This window comes from Aliiroseovarius sediminis, from assembly GCF_022678485.1.
GTDB lineage: Bacteria > Pseudomonadota > Alphaproteobacteria > Rhodobacterales > Rhodobacteraceae > Aliiroseovarius > Aliiroseovarius sediminis.
The window spans coordinates 133,360-148,376 of sequence record NZ_JALBYP010000035.1; the positions used below are offsets into that span (position 1 = coordinate 133,360).

The window sequence follows — 15,017 nt, forward strand, 5'->3', positions numbered from 1 at the left end:
TCTACGCAATTGCACCGCCAGCGCGGCTCGACTAGGTTGTGCGCAACAGGATAGTTCATGGGGCACCGATGACCGACGATCGACTGAACTTCAAGGAAATGTGCGCGAAGTTCGACGTCACGCCGCGCACGCTCAGATATTACGAGTATATTGAGCTTCTGAGCCCCGAAAAAGAAGGCCGCGCCCGGTTCTACACCCCACGCGAAGTCGCACGCATGACACTGATTCTGCGCGGGCGGCGCTTCGGTTTTTCATTGGAAGAACTGCGTCAGTGGCTACTGATCTATGATGAAAAAGGCACCGAGGCGCAAAACCGCGCTTGGGTTGAATTGGCAGATCGCCAGTTGCTCGGCCTGCGCGCGCAGCAAGAAGATCTGGCGGAAAGCATCCGCGACTTGCAAAAGTTGCGCGACGACGTGGCCCAGGCGCTGGACTGACCCCAAGGCCGATGGCCCTTGTTTTCAAGCCGCTGTCCGCGCATCATATCGGAAATCCCAGCTTGGCTTGACCTAAAGAAAGCCCGGCGCATGGTGGACATCGCAGTCTTATGGCACGTGTGAAGATTTCGACGTGACGTAACGACAACAAAACTTCTGACGTCACGTTTCATTTACGTTAACGTAAACCTATATTGTATAACGTGCTGGTCAGACAACGCGACCGGCGTCGGGTAATGATTGGAGAGAGTATGACCGACCAACTTTTGACCATTCGCCAAATGTGTGACGCTTATGGCGTTACCGCACGCACGTTGCGGTTTTACGAGGCGAAGGAACTGATCGCCCCTATTCGCGAAGGGCAGAAACGCCTGTTCACAAGGCGCGACCGCGCGCGGTTAAAGCTGATCCTGCGCGGCAAGCGCTTCGGCTTCTCGCTAGAGGAAATCCGGCAGTTGTTGGATCTGTATGACCGTGGCGATCAGCAAAAAACGCAGCTGCAACGCACATACGCAGTGGCCTCAGGTCATCTTGCCGACCTGAAACGGCAGCGCGAAGAATTGGACGACGCCATCGACGATCTGACCGAACAATTGAAGTGGGTGAGCGATAGAATCGCCACGCTTGACGATGACACAAAAGACCAAGGATAAGGACGCCCCATATGCCCAGCTATACCGCGCCAACCAAGGACATGAGCTTTCTTCTGCACGAAGTGTTGAAGGCCGAGAAACTGGAAATACCGGGATATGACGAACTTGAGCCCGACTTCACAGCGGCAGTTCTGGAAGAGGCCGGCAAGCTTGCTAACGAGGTTCTGACACCCCTCAACGTGGTGGGAGATCAAGAAGGGTGCCGACTGGAAAACGGCGTGGTCTACACGCCGTCAGGTTTCAAGGATGCGTTCGAAAAAATGAAGGAAGGCGGCTGGACCGGGCTGGACATGCCCGAAGAATTCGGCGGCCAGAATATGCCGGTCCTGCTGGGAACCGCAGTGGGCGAGCTGTTTTCCGGCGCGAACCAGGCCTTCACCATGTATCAGGGCCTGACCCACGGTGCGGCCTCGGCCATTCTGGCGCATGGCACGGATGAGCAGAAGGCGACCTATCTGCCTAAGATGGTCAGCTGCGAATGGACCGGCACGATGAACCTGACCGAACCGCATTGCGGCACCGATCTGGGTCTGATGCGGACCAAGGCCGAACCGCAGGACGACGGGTCATACAAGGTGACGGGGCAAAAGATCTTTATCTCGGCCGGTGATCACGACATGGCGGATAACGTTATTCACCTTGTGCTGGCGAAAATCCCGGGCGGGCCGGATGGCATCAAGGGCGTATCGCTGTTCATCGTGCCGAAGTTCAACGTGAACGAAGATGGCTCAGTCGGAGCGCGCAATGGTGTCAGCGTCGGTAATATCGAACACAAGATGGGCATCCACGGCAACGCGACCTGTGTGATGAATTATGACGAGGCAACCGGCTATCTTCTGGGCGACATGCACAAAGGCATGCGCGCCATGTTCACCATGATGAACGAGGCCCGTCTGGGCGTGGGCATGCAAGGCTTGGCGCAAGCCGAAGCTGCGTATCAGAACGCCGTTGAATATGCCAAAGACCGCCTGCAAGGGCGCGACGTGACGGGGCCAAAGAACCCCGATGGCCCCGCCGACCCTTTGATCGTGCATCCGGATATTCGCCGGTCCCTTATGGATCAGAAAAGCTTTGTCGAAGGCGGACGCGGCTTCCTTCTGTGGGGGGCGCAACTGATCGACCAAGCGCACCGCGCAGAAGATAAAGAGGCGGATGGCCTTATCAGCCTGATGACCCCGGTTCTGAAAGGCTTCCTGACAGATCAGGGCTTTGACATGACCGTTCTGGCTCAGCAGATCTATGGCGGGCACGGATATATCGAAGAACATGGCATGAGCCAATTTGTCCGCGACGCCCGGATCACCCAGATTTATGAGGGGGCAAATGGCGTTCAGGCTTTGGACTTGGTGGGCCGGAAGCTCGCCGCCGATGGTGGCAAGCCGATCATGGCGTTCTTCGAGCTGATCAAATCGTACTGCAAAGAACAGAACGGCGACGAGATGAAGGATTTCATCGAACCACTGAAAGAGGCATCCAAACACCTGCAAGCCGCGTCAATGTACTTCATGGAAAACGGCATGAAGAATCCCAACAACGCGCTCGCTGGCAGCTATGACTTCATGCACCTGTTTGGCTATGTCTGCCTGGGCTACGCTTGGGCGCAACAGGCGCGTGCCGCGCTGGACGCCCTTGCAGCCGGTGCCACTGACGCCACGTTTTACGAGACCAAGCTGACCACCGCGCGTTACTATATGGCACGCCGCCTACCCGCCACGGGGATGCATCTGGCGCGCATCGAAAGCGGTGCAGATACGGTCATGGCACTGGACGCGGAGCAGTTCTGAGCCACGCCAACCAAGCTGAGGAGAGACAATGCCCAAACGCTTCAAACTGACCCGCCGCTTCCCGTGTGCGATGACCGAAGACGGCTATCGCCGCCTAAAGCGTTTCGCGCGTGAGGCCGGGCTTGATGAAGGCGAGGCTTTGTCTTTCCTGTTCGAACATTTCGACAGCGTGACGGATCACGACAACCTGACCGCACGCTTGCGGCTGTTCAATTCGGAACTGGACGCGCGCAAACGCTGATTGGGCCACGCCCGGAGGGACCAGATGACGATCAAACTTTACTGCTTTGGTGAAAGCGGAAACGCCTATAAAGCTGCGCTGACACTGGAAATGTCCGGCCTGAAATGGGAGCCCGTCTTCGTCGATTTCTTCAACGGCGAAACCCGCAGACCCGAGTTTCGCGAACTGAACCCGATGGGCGAAGTGCCGGTGATGATCGACGGGGATGTGACATTGTCGCAATCTGGGGTCATTCAGGACTATGTGTCCTCGAAATCCGGCAAATTGGGCGGGCGCAGCGCGAACGAGCGTCGCGAAATCCTGCGCTGGCTGTTCTGGGACAATCACAAGTTGTCCGGTCAGGCGGGCATGACCCGGTTCCTGATAAACTTCATGGCCGAAGACAAGCGCCCGGCCGAAGTTATCACCTTCATGCAAGGTCGCCTGAAATCCGCCTATGAGGTGCTGGAAGGCGAGCTGAGCAAGAACGACTGGCTGGTTGGCGACGCCATCACGCTCGCTGATATCTCGTGCTCTGGCTACCTTTTTTACCCTGAACCCTTCGGCTTCGACCGCGCTGAATGGCCCGCAATCGACGCCTGGCTGACCCGCATTGCGGACACGCCCGGCTGGAAACACCCCTATGACCTGATGCCCGGCTCCCCTGCGGACCGTGCGTGATTTCGAAAGGACGAATAATGACCGACGCCTATATCTATGACGCCGTGCGCACCCCGCGTGGCAAGGGCAAGAAAGATGGCACCTTGCACGAGGTGACCGCCGTGCGCCTCTCCGCAATTGCGCTGAACGCACTGAAAGAACGTAACAACCTTGAAGGCCACGCCGTCGAGGATGTAATCTGGGGCAACGTCACCCAAGTGGGCGAACAGGGCGCATGTCTGGCCCGTTCCTCGGTGCTCTATTCCGATCTGGACGAACGCATTCCGGGCGTGTCGATCAACCGCTTTTGTGCATCAGGCTTGGAAGCCGTGAACATGGCCGCCAACCAAGTCAAAGGCGGCGCGGGCGACGGCTATATCGCCGGTGGCGTAGAAAGCATGAGCCGTGTGCCGATGGGCATGGATGGTGGCGCGATTGCCGCCGATCCGTTCCTAGCGATGAAAGCGTATTTCGTGCCGCAAGGCATTTCGGCTGACATCATCGCGACCGAATTTGGTTTCAGCCGTGACGATTGCGACGCTTATGCCGTCGAAAGCCAGAAACGCGCCGCTGCTGCGCGTGCCGATGGCCGCTTTAAGTCGATCATTCCGGTGAAAGATCAGAACGGGCTTGAGATCACGTCCGAGGATCAGATGATCCGCGAAACCACGATGCAGACGCTTGGTGGACTGACCCCCTCGTTCAAAGCGATGGGCGAGGCGATGCCGGGCTTTGACGCTGTGGCCCTGCTGAAATACCCGCATCTGGAAAAGATTAACCATGTGCACCACGCGGGGAACTCGTCGGGTATCGCGGATGGCTCTGCTGCGATCCTGATCGGCAACAAAGAATTCGGCGAACGTCACGGGCTGAAGCCCCGCGCGCGCGTGCGCGCGACCTCGAAAGTTGGCACCGATCCCACGATAATGCTGACCGGACCCGTTCCCGCGACCGAGCGTGTTCTGCAAGCCGCTGGCATGTCGTTCGGTGATATCGACCTGTTTGAGGTGAACGAAGCGTTTGCCTCTGTCGTGCTGCGCTTCATCCAAGCATTCGATGCCGACACGAACAAAGTTAACGTGAACGGCGGCGCCATCGCAATGGGCCACCCGCTGGGCGGCACCGGGGCGATGATCCTCAGCGCCCTGCTGGATGAAATGGAGCGGTCGGACAAGGAAACCGGTCTTGCCACGCTTTGCATCGGCTCTGGCATGGGCGCGGCAACCATTCTTGAACGCGTATAAGAAGGAGACGTTAAAATGGCTGATTTTCACTATTCCGTGGACGCCGATGGCGTCGCCACCATCACTTGGGACGTGCCGGAAAAATCCATGAACGTGCTGTCCTATGACGCCCTGCGCGAGTTGGATGCACATATCGACACCATACTGGCAGACGACGCCGTAAAAGGCGCAATCATCACATCCGGCAAGAAAGATTTTGCCGGAGGCATGGACCTGAACGTTATCGCGCAAATGAAAAACGACGCGGGTGACAACCCGGCGAAGGGTCTGTTTGACGGTGTGATGGGTATGCATGGCGTGCTGCGCAAGATCGAACGCGCAGGCATGGATCCCAAGACCAACAAAGGCGGCAAACCAATTGTCGCTGCCCTGCCCGGCACCGCGCTTGGCATCGGTCTGGAAATCCCGCTGTCCTGTCACCGCATCATCGCAGCGGACAACCCGAAGGCCAAGATCGGCCTGCCGGAAATCATGGTCGGAATCTTCCCGGGCGCAGGTGGCACCACGCGCCTTGTGCGCAAGATGGGCGCGATGGCGGCTGCTCCATTCCTTGTGGAAGGCAAGACCGTCGCCCCGGACAAAGCGAAAACGGCTGGCCTGATCGACGAGGTTGTCGCACCAGACGAACTACAGGCCCACGCGAAGGAGTGGGTGCTGAACGCCACTGACGCCGACATCGTGAAACCGTGGGACGCCAAGGGCTACAAAATGCCCGGCGGCGCGCCCTATCACCCTGCTGGCTTCCAGACCTTTGTGGGCGCGGCAGCGATGATCCACGGTAAGACCAATGGCGTCTATCCGGCCGCCAAAGCTTTGCTTTCGGCGGTCTATGAGGGCGCTTTGGTGCCGTTTGATGACGCGCTGCGCGTGGAATGCCGCTGGTTCGTGAACGTGCTGATGAACCCGTCCTCCAGCGCAATGATCCGGTCGCTGTTCATCAACAAACAGGCTTTGGAAAAAGGCGCTGTACGTCCAAAAGATGTGGCTGATCAATCGGTTAAGAAGGTCGGCGTGTTGGGCGCTGGCATGATGGGGGCTGGCATTGCACTGGTATCCGCCATGGCAGGGATCGAGGTCGTTTTGATCGACCAGACCCAAGAAGCAGCAGATCGCGGCAAAGCCTATTCCGAGGGCTATCTGGACAAAGGCATAGCCCGCAAAAAGGCAACGCCTGAGAAGAAAGAGACCGTGCTGGCCGCGATTACTGCAACGACGGATCTGGACGCGCTTAAAGGTGCCGATCTGATCATCGAGGCGGTCTTTGAAGATGTAGGCGTAAAAGCCGAAATGACCAAGAAGGTCGAGGCCGTCGTGGGCGAAGATTGCATCTATGCCACCAACACCTCGACCTTGCCGATCACCGAGCTGGCCAAGGCGTCGGAGCGGCCCGATCAGTTCATCGGCATCCACTTCTTCTCGCCCGTCGAGAAGATGATGTTGGTCGAGATCATCAAGGGTAAGGAAACCGGAGATCGCGCGGTCGCCAAGGCGCTGGATTACGTGCGCCAGATCCGCAAGACGCCGATTGTGGTCAATGACGCGCGCTTCTTCTACTGCAACCGCTGCATCATTCCCTATATCAACGAAGGGATGCGCATGGTTGGCGAAGGCGTTGCGCCTGCGCTGGTCGAAGGGGCTGCGAAACTGCTTGGCTTCCCGGTGGGGCCGCTGCAATTGGTCGACGAGACCTCGATTGATCTGGGGGTCAAGATCGCCAAGGCGACCAAGGCCGCGATGGGCGATGACTATCCCGACGAAGCGGTGGACGAAATCATCTTCTGGATGGCCGATCAGGGACGCATGGGTCGCAAGGCCAAAGCGGGCTTTTATGACTATGACGAAAAGGGCAAACGCAGCGGTCTGTGGGACGGTCTGGGCGAAAAATTCCCGCTATCGGAAGATCAGCCCGACCTGTCCGAGGTTAAGCATCGCCTGATGATGGCCCAAGTTCTGGAAGCCGTCCGCGCGCTGGAAGACGGCGTATTGGAAGACATCCGCGAAGGTGACGTGGGCGCGGTTCTGGCTTGGGGCTTTGCACCGTGGTCAGGTGGCCCGTTCAGTTGGCTGGACATGATCGGCGCGAATAAGGCGGTCGAGATCTGTGACGGTCTGACAGACGCCCACGGCGCGCGGTTCACCACGCCTGCACTGCTGCGCGATCTGGCCGACAAGGGCGACACGTTCTATGGCCGGTTCGATACTGCAAAAGACGCGGCATAAGCGAACAGGTTATTGATTTCAAACCGGCCCGGAGCTTGCTTCGGGCCGGTTTCTTTTTACCAGCCAACCCCGCCTTCTGCTAAAATACATAACCAAACCGCCTGATATCCGGCGCGCAGATATCTGCGATAAGTTCGGCGTCTTCGTCGTTGTAATAAGTGCGATAATCGGCATCCCGGTCTGATCGGTTCTCATGCGGCATGCGACCGAATTGAAATCCCAGATGCGCCTCGAACGGGGCGAGGTCGGCGGGCAATGCCTCCATCCGGGCAAACAGGTCACATCGCTCGTGCCCATGCTGATCGGTGACATAGGATGCAAAGGGGGCGTTGGCAAAACTGTCTTGTGTGAAGGGGTGGTTCAAGAATTCCGAGAATGTCAGCGCATGGGCCAGATCGACGGCTGGGTGGTCGAAATGCTGCGCCTTCAGCCAATGATAATAGCTGACCATCCTGTCCCACGGGTTGCGCACCAGTGTCACGACAAAATAACCCTCGATCTGTTGTGGCGTCACCAACCCCACGATGTCGCGCAGCGTCGAATGTTTCCACAACCGTCCCGCGCTTTGGACATGCTTGAAGCGCCGCCGTCGGCGCATCGCCTTGGGGGTGTCGCCCAGCAGAATGTCGTCTTTCATCGCGCGCGCCTCCAGCGCCAAGGCCAGAGACGTGCCGCCGGTTTTGGGCGGATGGATGAAGATATAGCGGCGACCGTGCGAGATGATCATGCGCCAATCCTAGCCGCCTTTCACCCCGGGTGCGAGCGCAGCGAGATGATGACGCCCGATACGATGATCAATGCCATCCCCAGAATGGCCCGCAGCGGAACAGGATCGCCAAACAGCACCAGCCCCCAACCGGCGGCGAATGGCAACAACAGATATTCATAGATCCCGACCTGCGCGGCATCGGCCAACTGATAACCCCTGAAAACAAGCCCGACTGCCACAAGGGACCCCACCGCTTGCATCAAGGTCAGCGCCCAGCTTTGCGCCGTGGGCCAGACCAGACCGCGCAGGATGAAACCTTCGGCCCCGGCAGGCGCATTCTGCGGCCAGATTATCAACGTTAGACAGCCCAACAGGCCGAAAAAGCCCAGCGCCAGAAAGAAATACAAAAGCATCGACAACGCGCTTTCGCCTTCGCACCACTGACGCGTGGCAATCCCGCCGATGGCATAGAAAAACCCGGCCGCCAGCGGGACAAGCGCCACCGGATCAACACCATTTGCGAACGGATCAAGGACGATCAAGACGCCCGCGAACCCGACCAAGGCCGCGATAATCCGCGTTGCGCCGATGGGGTGGCCCAGAAACACCGCACCGATCAACAGGATCCAGATGGGTGCCGTAAACAGCCCCGCCGCCACTTGGCCCAGCGGCAGAAACCCAAGGCAACCGAAGTAAATCAGCATCGCAAGCGCTGCAAACCCGCCGCGCAACATCACCGCCCATCGCCGCATAGGCGTCAGCCGCGCGCGCGCCAGCGCCGCCACGACACCCAGCACACCTACCGCCATGATCGTGCGGATCAAGTGAAACTGCCACAATCCAAGATCGCTGGCTATCAACGCAACGAAGCTGTCAAAGAACCCCAACAGAAACATCGCCAAGCCGATCGTGTTTGCTGCCGCGATGGTGCGATTGGCTGTCATGTCGGTTTCCGCCCTCTTTCGCGTGTTCAAGACATTGACCGCGTTGGGCCGGTCTGGTCTGCTTCAACAATAACTTGCACGGCAAACGATGCGCGACAAGACAGGGAGTTACACCGATGGGCTGGATGAAGGACGAGACCGGACTCGAAAAATGCGCGGCAAATTTCGTGCCTTTGACGCCGCTTTCGCATCTCAGACGTGCCGTCCGCGTTTTCCCTAATCGCGAAGCGTTGGTGTATGGCAACAGACGCTTCACTTATGGAGCTTATTTCGAACGGGTGTCGCGGTTGGCGTCAGCTCTGACCAAGCTTGGCGTCGCACCCGGCGACGTGGTCGCCACGCTTCTGCCCAACGTGTTGCCCCATGTGGAAGCCAGCTTCGGCATCCCCGCCTGCGGGGCTGTCTTGAACACCATAAACATTCGGCTGGATGTGGACACCGTGGCCTATATTTTCGGCCATGGCGAAGCCCGCGCGGTTCTTGTGGACACACAATTCCTGCCGCTTGCCGAAAATGCCATCGCAAAGATGAACGCAGACGGCGCCTCTCAGACGCCAACGATAATCGAAGTCGCAGACCCCGACGCAGGCTTTCCGGCGACGGGGCAATATCCGGAATACGAGACCCTCGTCGCCAGCGGCGATCCCGACTTTGACTGGATCATGCCACAGGACGAATGGGAAAGCCTTGCGCTAAACTACACGTCTGGCACCACTGGGCAACCCAAGGGCGTGGTCTATCACCACCGTGGCGCCTATCTGATGACTATGGGCACGCCGATCAGTTGGGGCATGACGCTCTATCCGCGCTACCTGACTATTGTGCCCTTGTTTCATTGCAACAATTGGAACCACTGCTGGATGATGCCTGTCCTTGGCGGCACGATCATATGCTGCCGGGATATCACCGCAAAAGCCATCTATGACGCAATCGCGGATGAGGGTGTGACCCATTTCGGCGGCGCCCCAATTGTGCTGAACATGCTGATAAATGCGCCAGAGGCCGACCGCCGAAGCTTCGATCACGTGGTCGAGGTATTCACCGCCGGCGCGCCACCAGCCGCCGCCACGCTGGCGGCGATCGAGCCGCTGGGCTTCAATGTCACGCAGGTCTATGGCCTGACCGAAACCTACGGCCATGTCACTGAATGCCTTTGGAATGGCACCGAATGGGACGACCTTCCGCAAGCCGAAAAGGCTTCAATCAAAGCGCGCACCGGTGTCGCAATGCCGCAGATGGAGCACATCACGGTCATGTTCTCTGAGACGATGGAACAAGTGCCGATGGACGGCGAAACCATTGGCGAGATCATGATCCGCGGCAATCCGGTGATGAAGGGTTATCTGAAAAACCCCGATGCCACCCGCGAAGCTTTTGAGGGCGGGTATTTCCATTCCGGCGACATCGCGCATCAGACCCCGGACGGCTATATCCGCATCACGGATCGCGCCAAGGACATTATTATCTCGGGCGGCGAAAATGTCAGTTCAGTCGAAGTTGAGGGCGCGCTGATGCACCACCCGGCGGTCAGCCTGTGCGCGGTGGTCGCCAAGCCTGACGACAAATGGGGCGAAGTGCCATGCGCCTTTGTCGAATTGAAGCCCGGCGCCACCGTGACCGAAGACGAGTTGATCGCCTTCGCGCGCGACCGGCTGGCCGGGTTCAAGACGCCCAAGATGATCGAGTTCTGCGAACTTCCCAAGACCTCGACCGGGAAGATACAGAAATTTGAATTGCGCGAACGTGCACGTAACGCGACCTGACGCTGTGGCGCATTGCCCGACGATCGGCAACGCGGTATCCTTGACCTAATGATAACGAGCAGACGAGCCGCGCGCCGAACATGACGGCCCTGACAAAATATGACCGGCTGGAAGCCACCGGACTATGGCGTGCGTCCCCCGATGCGCAGCGCCGTGATGTAGTCGTGTCGCTTGGCAATGCGACGCTGACAATTTCCGACATGCACGATACGGCGCTGGCCCATTGGTCCCTGCCCGCCATCATCCGGCTGAACCCCGGCGAACGCCCTGCCCTGTTTTCCCCCGGCGAGGACGCGACCGAGGAACTGGAACTGGACGACGACACTTTGGTCAAAGCGATCGAGACCGTGCGCAAGGTCGTTGCAAAACGCCGCCCCCATCCGGGCCGGTTGCGCCACTGGATCAGCGCGGGCATCATCGGCCTGCTCGTCGCGCTTGGCGTATTCTGGCTTCCCGATGCGCTTCGGGATTATACGGTGTCGGTATTGCCCGAACCCACGCGCGCGACCATTGGGCAACGTATCCTGAACCGTATTGGCCGCGTGGCTGGCAAGAAATGTAGCGACCCAAACGGGCAGACGGCGCTGGAGCTTTTGAATACCCGCATCCTTGGTCGTGACGCGCCGCGCGTAGTCGTACTGTCTGGAGGCGTGCAGTCCGCCGCCCACCTGCCGGGTCGGATCACCCTTCTGAACCGCGCGCTGATCGAAGACTACGAAGAGCCGGACGTGGTCGCCGGATTCATCTTGGCCGAGGACATGCGCAGGCAAACCACCGACCCGATGAACGCAATGCTGAAACATGCAGGGCTCAGGGCCACCGGGCAGCTTCTGACCACGGGCGATCTGCCCGACGGCGTTATTGACAGCTATGCAGAAGACATCCTGACCACGCCCCCTGCCGACCTGACGGATAAGGCTTTACTGGCCCGCTTCGGCGACGCAGGCGTGCGGACGACGCCTTATGCCTATGCGCTGGACCTGACCGGCGAAACCACGCTTGAGTTGATCGAGGCCGATCCGGTCGCCCTGCCAGATGCCACGCCATTGCTGACGGATGCCGATTGGGTGCGTCTACAAGGTATTTGCGGCGAATAACGCGCCTACTTGGTGCCAAACATCCGATCGCCCGCGTCACCCAGACCGGGGATGATATAGCCTTTTTCGTTCAGTTTTTCATCCAACGCTGCGGTGATCACGGGCACGTCGGGATGCGCCTCTTTCATCCGCGCAACGCCTTCGGGGGCGGCAAGCAGGCACATGAACCGAATGTTGCGCGCCCCGGCCTGTTTCAGCAGATCAATTGCCGCGGCCGAGCTGTTGCCGGTGGCCAACATCGGGTCCACGGCAATGACCAGACGATCCTCCAGCGTTTCCGGCACTTTGAAGTAATATTGCACGGGTTGCAGCGTCTCCTCGTCGCGATACAGCCCCACGAAGCCAACGCGCGCGGATGGTATCAACTCGAGCACCCCATCCAGAAGCCCGTTACCCGCCCGAAGGATCGACACCAACGCCAGCTTGCGCCCAGCCAGAACCGGCGCATCCATTTCCTGCATCGGTGTCTTGATCCGCTTTTCCTCCATCGGTAAGTCGCGCGTGACCTCATAGGCCAGAAGCTGGCTGATCTCGCGCAGAAGCTGGCGGAAGTGGTTAGTCGACGTTGCCTCGTCGCGCATCAAGGTCAGCTTGTGCTGAATCAGCGGGTGTTTCACAACGGTAAGATGGTCAGACATCCTGGGTCTCCAAAATCTTGCGCACACGGGCGCGGGTCGCGTCGTCACAGAACGCAGCGCCAATCGCGCTTAGGTTCAGCGCCTTGAAATCCGTCGCATCCCAGCCGAACTGGCGCGACAGGTTTTCATATTCCTTTACCATATCCGTGCGGAAAAAGGGCGGGTCGTCGGTCGACACTGTCACTTTCACGCCACGGTCGCGCAGCTTGGCAATCGGATGGCTGGCGAGGTCAGGATAGACGCCCAGAAACACGTTTGATCCGGGGCAGACCTCAAGCGTGATGTCATCTTCGATCAGCCGCTCCACAAGCGCGGGGTCTTCGAAGGCGCGCACGCCGTGCCCGATGCGCTGCACGCGCAGATCGTCCAAGGCAGCGCGCACCTCGTCCGGGCCGTTCCATTCGCCTGCATGGGTGGTCAGGTGCAACCCTGCCTCGCGCGCCATGTCGAAGGCATAGGCGAAATCGCCCTGCGTGCCGGATTTTTCGTCCCCGCCCATGCCAAAACCAGTGATGAAGCCACCCGCCGTTTCCTGCGCACAACGCGCGGTTTCGCGCGCCGCATCCGGCCCGAAATGGCGCACCGCTGTCACGATGCCACGCAGGGTGATGCCCATGTCGCGCTCGGCCTCGGTGGCCGCGTCCTGAATGGCAGAAAGATAGTCGCGCCAAGCGGAAACATCGCGCCCCCCGCAAAAATCGGGCGAAATGAAGGTTTCGACGTAAATCACACCAGCCTCAGCGCAGTTTTCCAGAAAAGCACGGGTCAGCCGCGCGTAATCCTGCGGGGCTTTCAGCACGGACGTGGCGGCCTCGTATACCTCAAGAAAGTGCCAGAAATCACGATAGGCATAGCCACCATCTTCGGTGAATATGCCTGACAGATCAACGCTTTGCTCTTTGGCCAGGCTGCGGATGAAATCGGGTGGCGCGGCGCCTTCGATATGAGTGTGCAGCTCGACCTTCGGCAGTGATTTATAGCTCATAGAAACGATGTCCCCGCGCCGCGCGCGTCTAATCCAAGATGAGCGGCCACAGATGCCCCAATGTCGGAAAAACCGCAAATACCAATTTCGCGAGCGCCCAGCCCGGCGCCGATCACCGGCACCCTTTCGCGTGTGTGATCGGTGCCGACCCATGTCGGATCATTGCCGTGATCGGCGGTGAAGATCAGCAAGTCGCCATTACGCATCTTGTCAAACAGACGCGGTAGTTCACCATCAAACCATTCCAGCGCACGGGCATAGCCGGACACATCGCGACGGTGGCCATATTGGGAATCAAACTCGACAAAATTAGCAAACACCAGATCGCCATCCTGCGCGGTGTCCATCGAGGCGACCAGATGCTCTATCAACTCTGCATCCGCGCCCTTTTTCAGCGTGTCGATGCCCCGGTGGGCAAAGATATCGCCAATCTTTCCAATCGCATGGACCTTTCGCCCCGCATCATGCACCCAGTCGCACAGGGTCGGGCTGGGCGGGGTCATCGCGAAATCGCGGCGGTTGGTGGTGCGTTCGAAACCCTCGGCCTCGGACCCGATGAAAGGCCGGGCAATGGCGCGTCCGACCTGCATTTTGTGCACGATGGGTGCAATTTCCTCGCACAGATCAATCAGCCGTTTGAGGCCGAATGTAACCTCATGAGCCGCGATCTGGATGACACTGTCGACCGATGTATAGACGATGGGCTTGCCGGTGCGCACATGCTCTGCCCCCAGATCTTCGATGATCTGTGTGCCGGAGGCGTGTTTGTTGCCCAAAATACCATCGACACCCGCGATCTCGCATATCGTCCGGGTCAGGTCTTCGGGAAACGCAGGCTCAGTGTCGGGGAAATAGCCCCAGTCCCACGGCACCGGCACGCCGGCAATTTCCCAATGACCCGACGGCGTGTCCTTACCATTCGAAACCTCCTGCGCCGCACCCCACAAGCCTTGCGGGCGCGCGTCCAGTCCCGGCGTATCATCGCCAGAGGCCAAGCGGATTGCAGCGCCCAGACCAAGCTCGTCAAGATGTGGCATCTTCAAAGGGCCAGAGCGCCCGTCCTCGGCACGCCCATCCGCACAGGCTTGCGCGATATGGGCCAACGTGTTGGCACCCGTGTCAGGCACGGTCTTATCATTGAAAAACGCGTGCGCATCGGGTGCGCCGCCGCAACCAGCACTGTCCAGAACGATCAGGAAGGCACGGGTCATGTGATCACCATATGCTCAGGCCCGAAGGCGCCCGGCAGAAGCTCGGCCACGGTCATGGTCAGGCTTTCACCGCCCATCGTCATCATCGTGACGGTCGCATCCGCGTCCGCGAACTCCGCCAACTTCTGGCGGCACCCCCCACAAGGCGTGACCGGTAGGGGCGCATCGGCGATCACGACCACCTCGACCACCTTGCGATCCCCACCCAACGCCATTGCTGCAATTGCGCCAGCTTCGGCACAAGTGCCTTCGGGATAGGCGACATTTTCGACATTGCAGCCCGCGTAAACGGCGCCTGAGGCACAGCGCAGCGCAGCGCCCACCTTGAAGGTGGAATAAGGCACATAGGCGTTTTCACGGGCGGCTTTCGCAACGTCCAACAGCGACATCTGACCTCCTGATCCATCATGGTTCTTATACCTCATCACCGTGGCGCGCAGGGGCGCCGGATG

General features: G+C 59.2%; 15 protein-coding genes. 9 read left to right on the forward strand and 6 right to left on the reverse strand.

The genetic code is table 11. The annotated features are described in order from the left end of the window. The first annotated feature begins 68 nt into the window (after positions 1-68). The 7 genes from MN186_RS12100 to MN186_RS12130 all read left to right on the forward strand — a co-directional run bounded on the left by MN186_RS12100 (position 69) and on the right by MN186_RS12130 (position 7,218). Positions 69-437 carry a MerR family transcriptional regulator gene (locus MN186_RS12100; RefSeq protein WP_242114622.1) on the forward strand — a complete coding sequence of 123 codons (369 nt, stop codon included), beginning with the start codon at positions 69-71 and terminating at the stop codon, positions 435-437. 251 nt (positions 438-688) lie between these two features. Then, on the forward strand, positions 689-1,090 hold the full coding sequence (locus MN186_RS12105) for a MerR family transcriptional regulator (RefSeq protein WP_242114623.1): 402 nt from the start codon (positions 689-691) through the stop codon (positions 1,088-1,090). 11 nt (positions 1,091-1,101) lie between these two features. Continuing rightward, positions 1,102-2,874, forward strand: a complete 1,773-nt coding sequence (locus MN186_RS12110; RefSeq protein WP_242114624.1) for an acyl-CoA dehydrogenase C-terminal domain-containing protein — start codon at positions 1,102-1,104, stop codon at positions 2,872-2,874. A gap of 28 nt (positions 2,875-2,902) precedes the next feature. Then, positions 2,903-3,115 carry a hypothetical protein gene (locus MN186_RS12115; protein ID WP_242114625.1) on the forward strand — a complete coding sequence of 71 codons (213 nt, stop codon included), beginning with the start codon at positions 2,903-2,905 and terminating at the stop codon, positions 3,113-3,115. Between the two features lie 24 nt (positions 3,116-3,139). After that, positions 3,140-3,775, forward strand: a complete 636-nt coding sequence (locus MN186_RS12120) for a glutathione S-transferase family protein (protein ID WP_242114626.1) — start codon at positions 3,140-3,142, stop codon at positions 3,773-3,775. A 17-nt stretch (positions 3,776-3,792) separates the two neighbouring features. Further along, positions 3,793-4,998 carry an acetyl-CoA C-acetyltransferase gene (locus MN186_RS12125; RefSeq protein WP_242114627.1) on the forward strand — a complete coding sequence of 402 codons (1,206 nt, stop codon included), beginning with the start codon at positions 3,793-3,795 and terminating at the stop codon, positions 4,996-4,998. 15 nt (positions 4,999-5,013) lie between these two features. After that, positions 5,014-7,218: a 3-hydroxyacyl-CoA dehydrogenase NAD-binding domain-containing protein gene (locus MN186_RS12130; RefSeq protein ID WP_242114628.1), complete on the forward strand. Its 2,205-nt coding sequence runs from the start codon at positions 5,014-5,016 to the stop codon at positions 7,216-7,218. A gap of 79 nt (positions 7,219-7,297) precedes the next feature. Here the strand turns inward: MN186_RS12130 and MN186_RS12135 are convergent, their stop codons facing one another. Together MN186_RS12135 and MN186_RS12140 are read right to left on the reverse strand one after the other, a co-directional pair. Beyond that, a complete protein-coding gene (locus MN186_RS12135; RefSeq protein WP_242114629.1) occupies positions 7,298-7,945 on the reverse strand; it encodes a sulfotransferase family 2 domain-containing protein in 648 nt (215 codons plus the stop codon). A 20-nt stretch (positions 7,946-7,965) separates the two neighbouring features. Then, complete coding sequence (locus MN186_RS12140; RefSeq protein ID WP_242114630.1) at positions 7,966-8,871, reverse strand: DMT family transporter; 906 nt, start codon at positions 8,869-8,871, stop codon at positions 7,966-7,968. A 116-nt stretch (positions 8,872-8,987) separates the two neighbouring features. On the opposite strand from MN186_RS12140, the gene MN186_RS12145 reads away from it, so the two are divergent. After that, positions 8,988-10,634, forward strand: a complete 1,647-nt coding sequence (locus MN186_RS12145; protein WP_242114631.1) for an AMP-binding protein — start codon at positions 8,988-8,990, stop codon at positions 10,632-10,634. An 80-nt stretch (positions 10,635-10,714) separates the two neighbouring features. After that, complete coding sequence (locus MN186_RS12150; RefSeq protein WP_242114632.1) at positions 10,715-11,731, forward strand: hypothetical protein; 1,017 nt, start codon at positions 10,715-10,717, stop codon at positions 11,729-11,731. Positions 11,732-11,736: 5 nt separating this feature from the next. On the opposite strand, the gene upp is transcribed toward MN186_RS12150, so the two are convergent. The 4 genes from upp to MN186_RS12170 are packed head-to-tail and all read right to left on the reverse strand — an operon-like array spanning position 11,737 to position 14,954. Further along, positions 11,737-12,369, reverse strand: coding sequence for a uracil phosphoribosyltransferase (gene upp, locus MN186_RS12155; protein WP_242114633.1), 633 nt, complete (start codon positions 12,367-12,369; stop codon positions 11,737-11,739). Continuing rightward, entirely contained in the window at positions 12,362-13,354 is a 993-nt protein-coding gene (locus MN186_RS12160) for an adenosine deaminase (protein WP_242114634.1), read from the reverse strand. The genes upp and MN186_RS12160 overlap by 8 nt, the downstream gene beginning before the upstream one ends. Then, a complete protein-coding gene (locus tag MN186_RS12165) occupies positions 13,351-14,565 on the reverse strand; it encodes a phosphopentomutase (protein WP_242114635.1) in 1,215 nt (404 codons plus the stop codon). Before MN186_RS12165 ends, MN186_RS12160 begins: the two co-directional genes overlap by 4 nt. Then, positions 14,562-14,954: a cytidine deaminase gene (locus MN186_RS12170; RefSeq protein ID WP_242114636.1), complete on the reverse strand. Its 393-nt coding sequence runs from the start codon at positions 14,952-14,954 to the stop codon at positions 14,562-14,564. The genes MN186_RS12165 and MN186_RS12170 overlap by 4 nt, the downstream gene beginning before the upstream one ends. Positions 14,955-15,017: the final 63 nt, after the last annotated feature.

Coding starts and splice junctions, on each gene's coding strand:
- MN186_RS12100 (WP_242114622.1), top strand. CDS start 69: ATGACCGACGATCGACTGAACTTCAAGGAAATGTGCGCGAAGTTCGAC.
- MN186_RS12105 (WP_242114623.1), top strand. CDS start 689: ATGACCGACCAACTTTTGACCATTCGCCAAATGTGTGACGCTTATGGC.
- MN186_RS12110 (WP_242114624.1), top strand. CDS start 1,102: ATGCCCAGCTATACCGCGCCAACCAAGGACATGAGCTTTCTTCTGCAC.
- MN186_RS12115 (WP_242114625.1), top strand. CDS start 2,903: ATGCCCAAACGCTTCAAACTGACCCGCCGCTTCCCGTGTGCGATGACC.
- MN186_RS12120 (WP_242114626.1), top strand. CDS start 3,140: ATGACGATCAAACTTTACTGCTTTGGTGAAAGCGGAAACGCCTATAAA.
- MN186_RS12125 (WP_242114627.1), top strand. CDS start 3,793: ATGACCGACGCCTATATCTATGACGCCGTGCGCACCCCGCGTGGCAAG.
- MN186_RS12130 (WP_242114628.1), top strand. CDS start 5,014: ATGGCTGATTTTCACTATTCCGTGGACGCCGATGGCGTCGCCACCATC.
- MN186_RS12135 (WP_242114629.1), bottom strand. CDS start 7,945: ATGATCATCTCGCACGGTCGCCGCTATATCTTCATCCATCCGCCCAAA.
- MN186_RS12140 (WP_242114630.1), bottom strand. CDS start 8,871: ATGACAGCCAATCGCACCATCGCGGCAGCAAACACGATCGGCTTGGCG.
- MN186_RS12145 (WP_242114631.1), top strand. CDS start 8,988: ATGGGCTGGATGAAGGACGAGACCGGACTCGAAAAATGCGCGGCAAAT.
- MN186_RS12150 (WP_242114632.1), top strand. CDS start 10,715: ATGACGGCCCTGACAAAATATGACCGGCTGGAAGCCACCGGACTATGG.
- upp (WP_242114633.1), bottom strand. CDS start 12,369: ATGTCTGACCATCTTACCGTTGTGAAACACCCGCTGATTCAGCACAAG.
- MN186_RS12160 (WP_242114634.1), bottom strand. CDS start 13,354: ATGAGCTATAAATCACTGCCGAAGGTCGAGCTGCACACTCATATCGAA.
- MN186_RS12165 (WP_242114635.1), bottom strand. CDS start 14,565: ATGACCCGTGCCTTCCTGATCGTTCTGGACAGTGCTGGTTGCGGCGGC.
- MN186_RS12170 (WP_242114636.1), bottom strand. CDS start 14,954: ATGTCGCTGTTGGACGTTGCGAAAGCCGCCCGTGAAAACGCCTATGTG.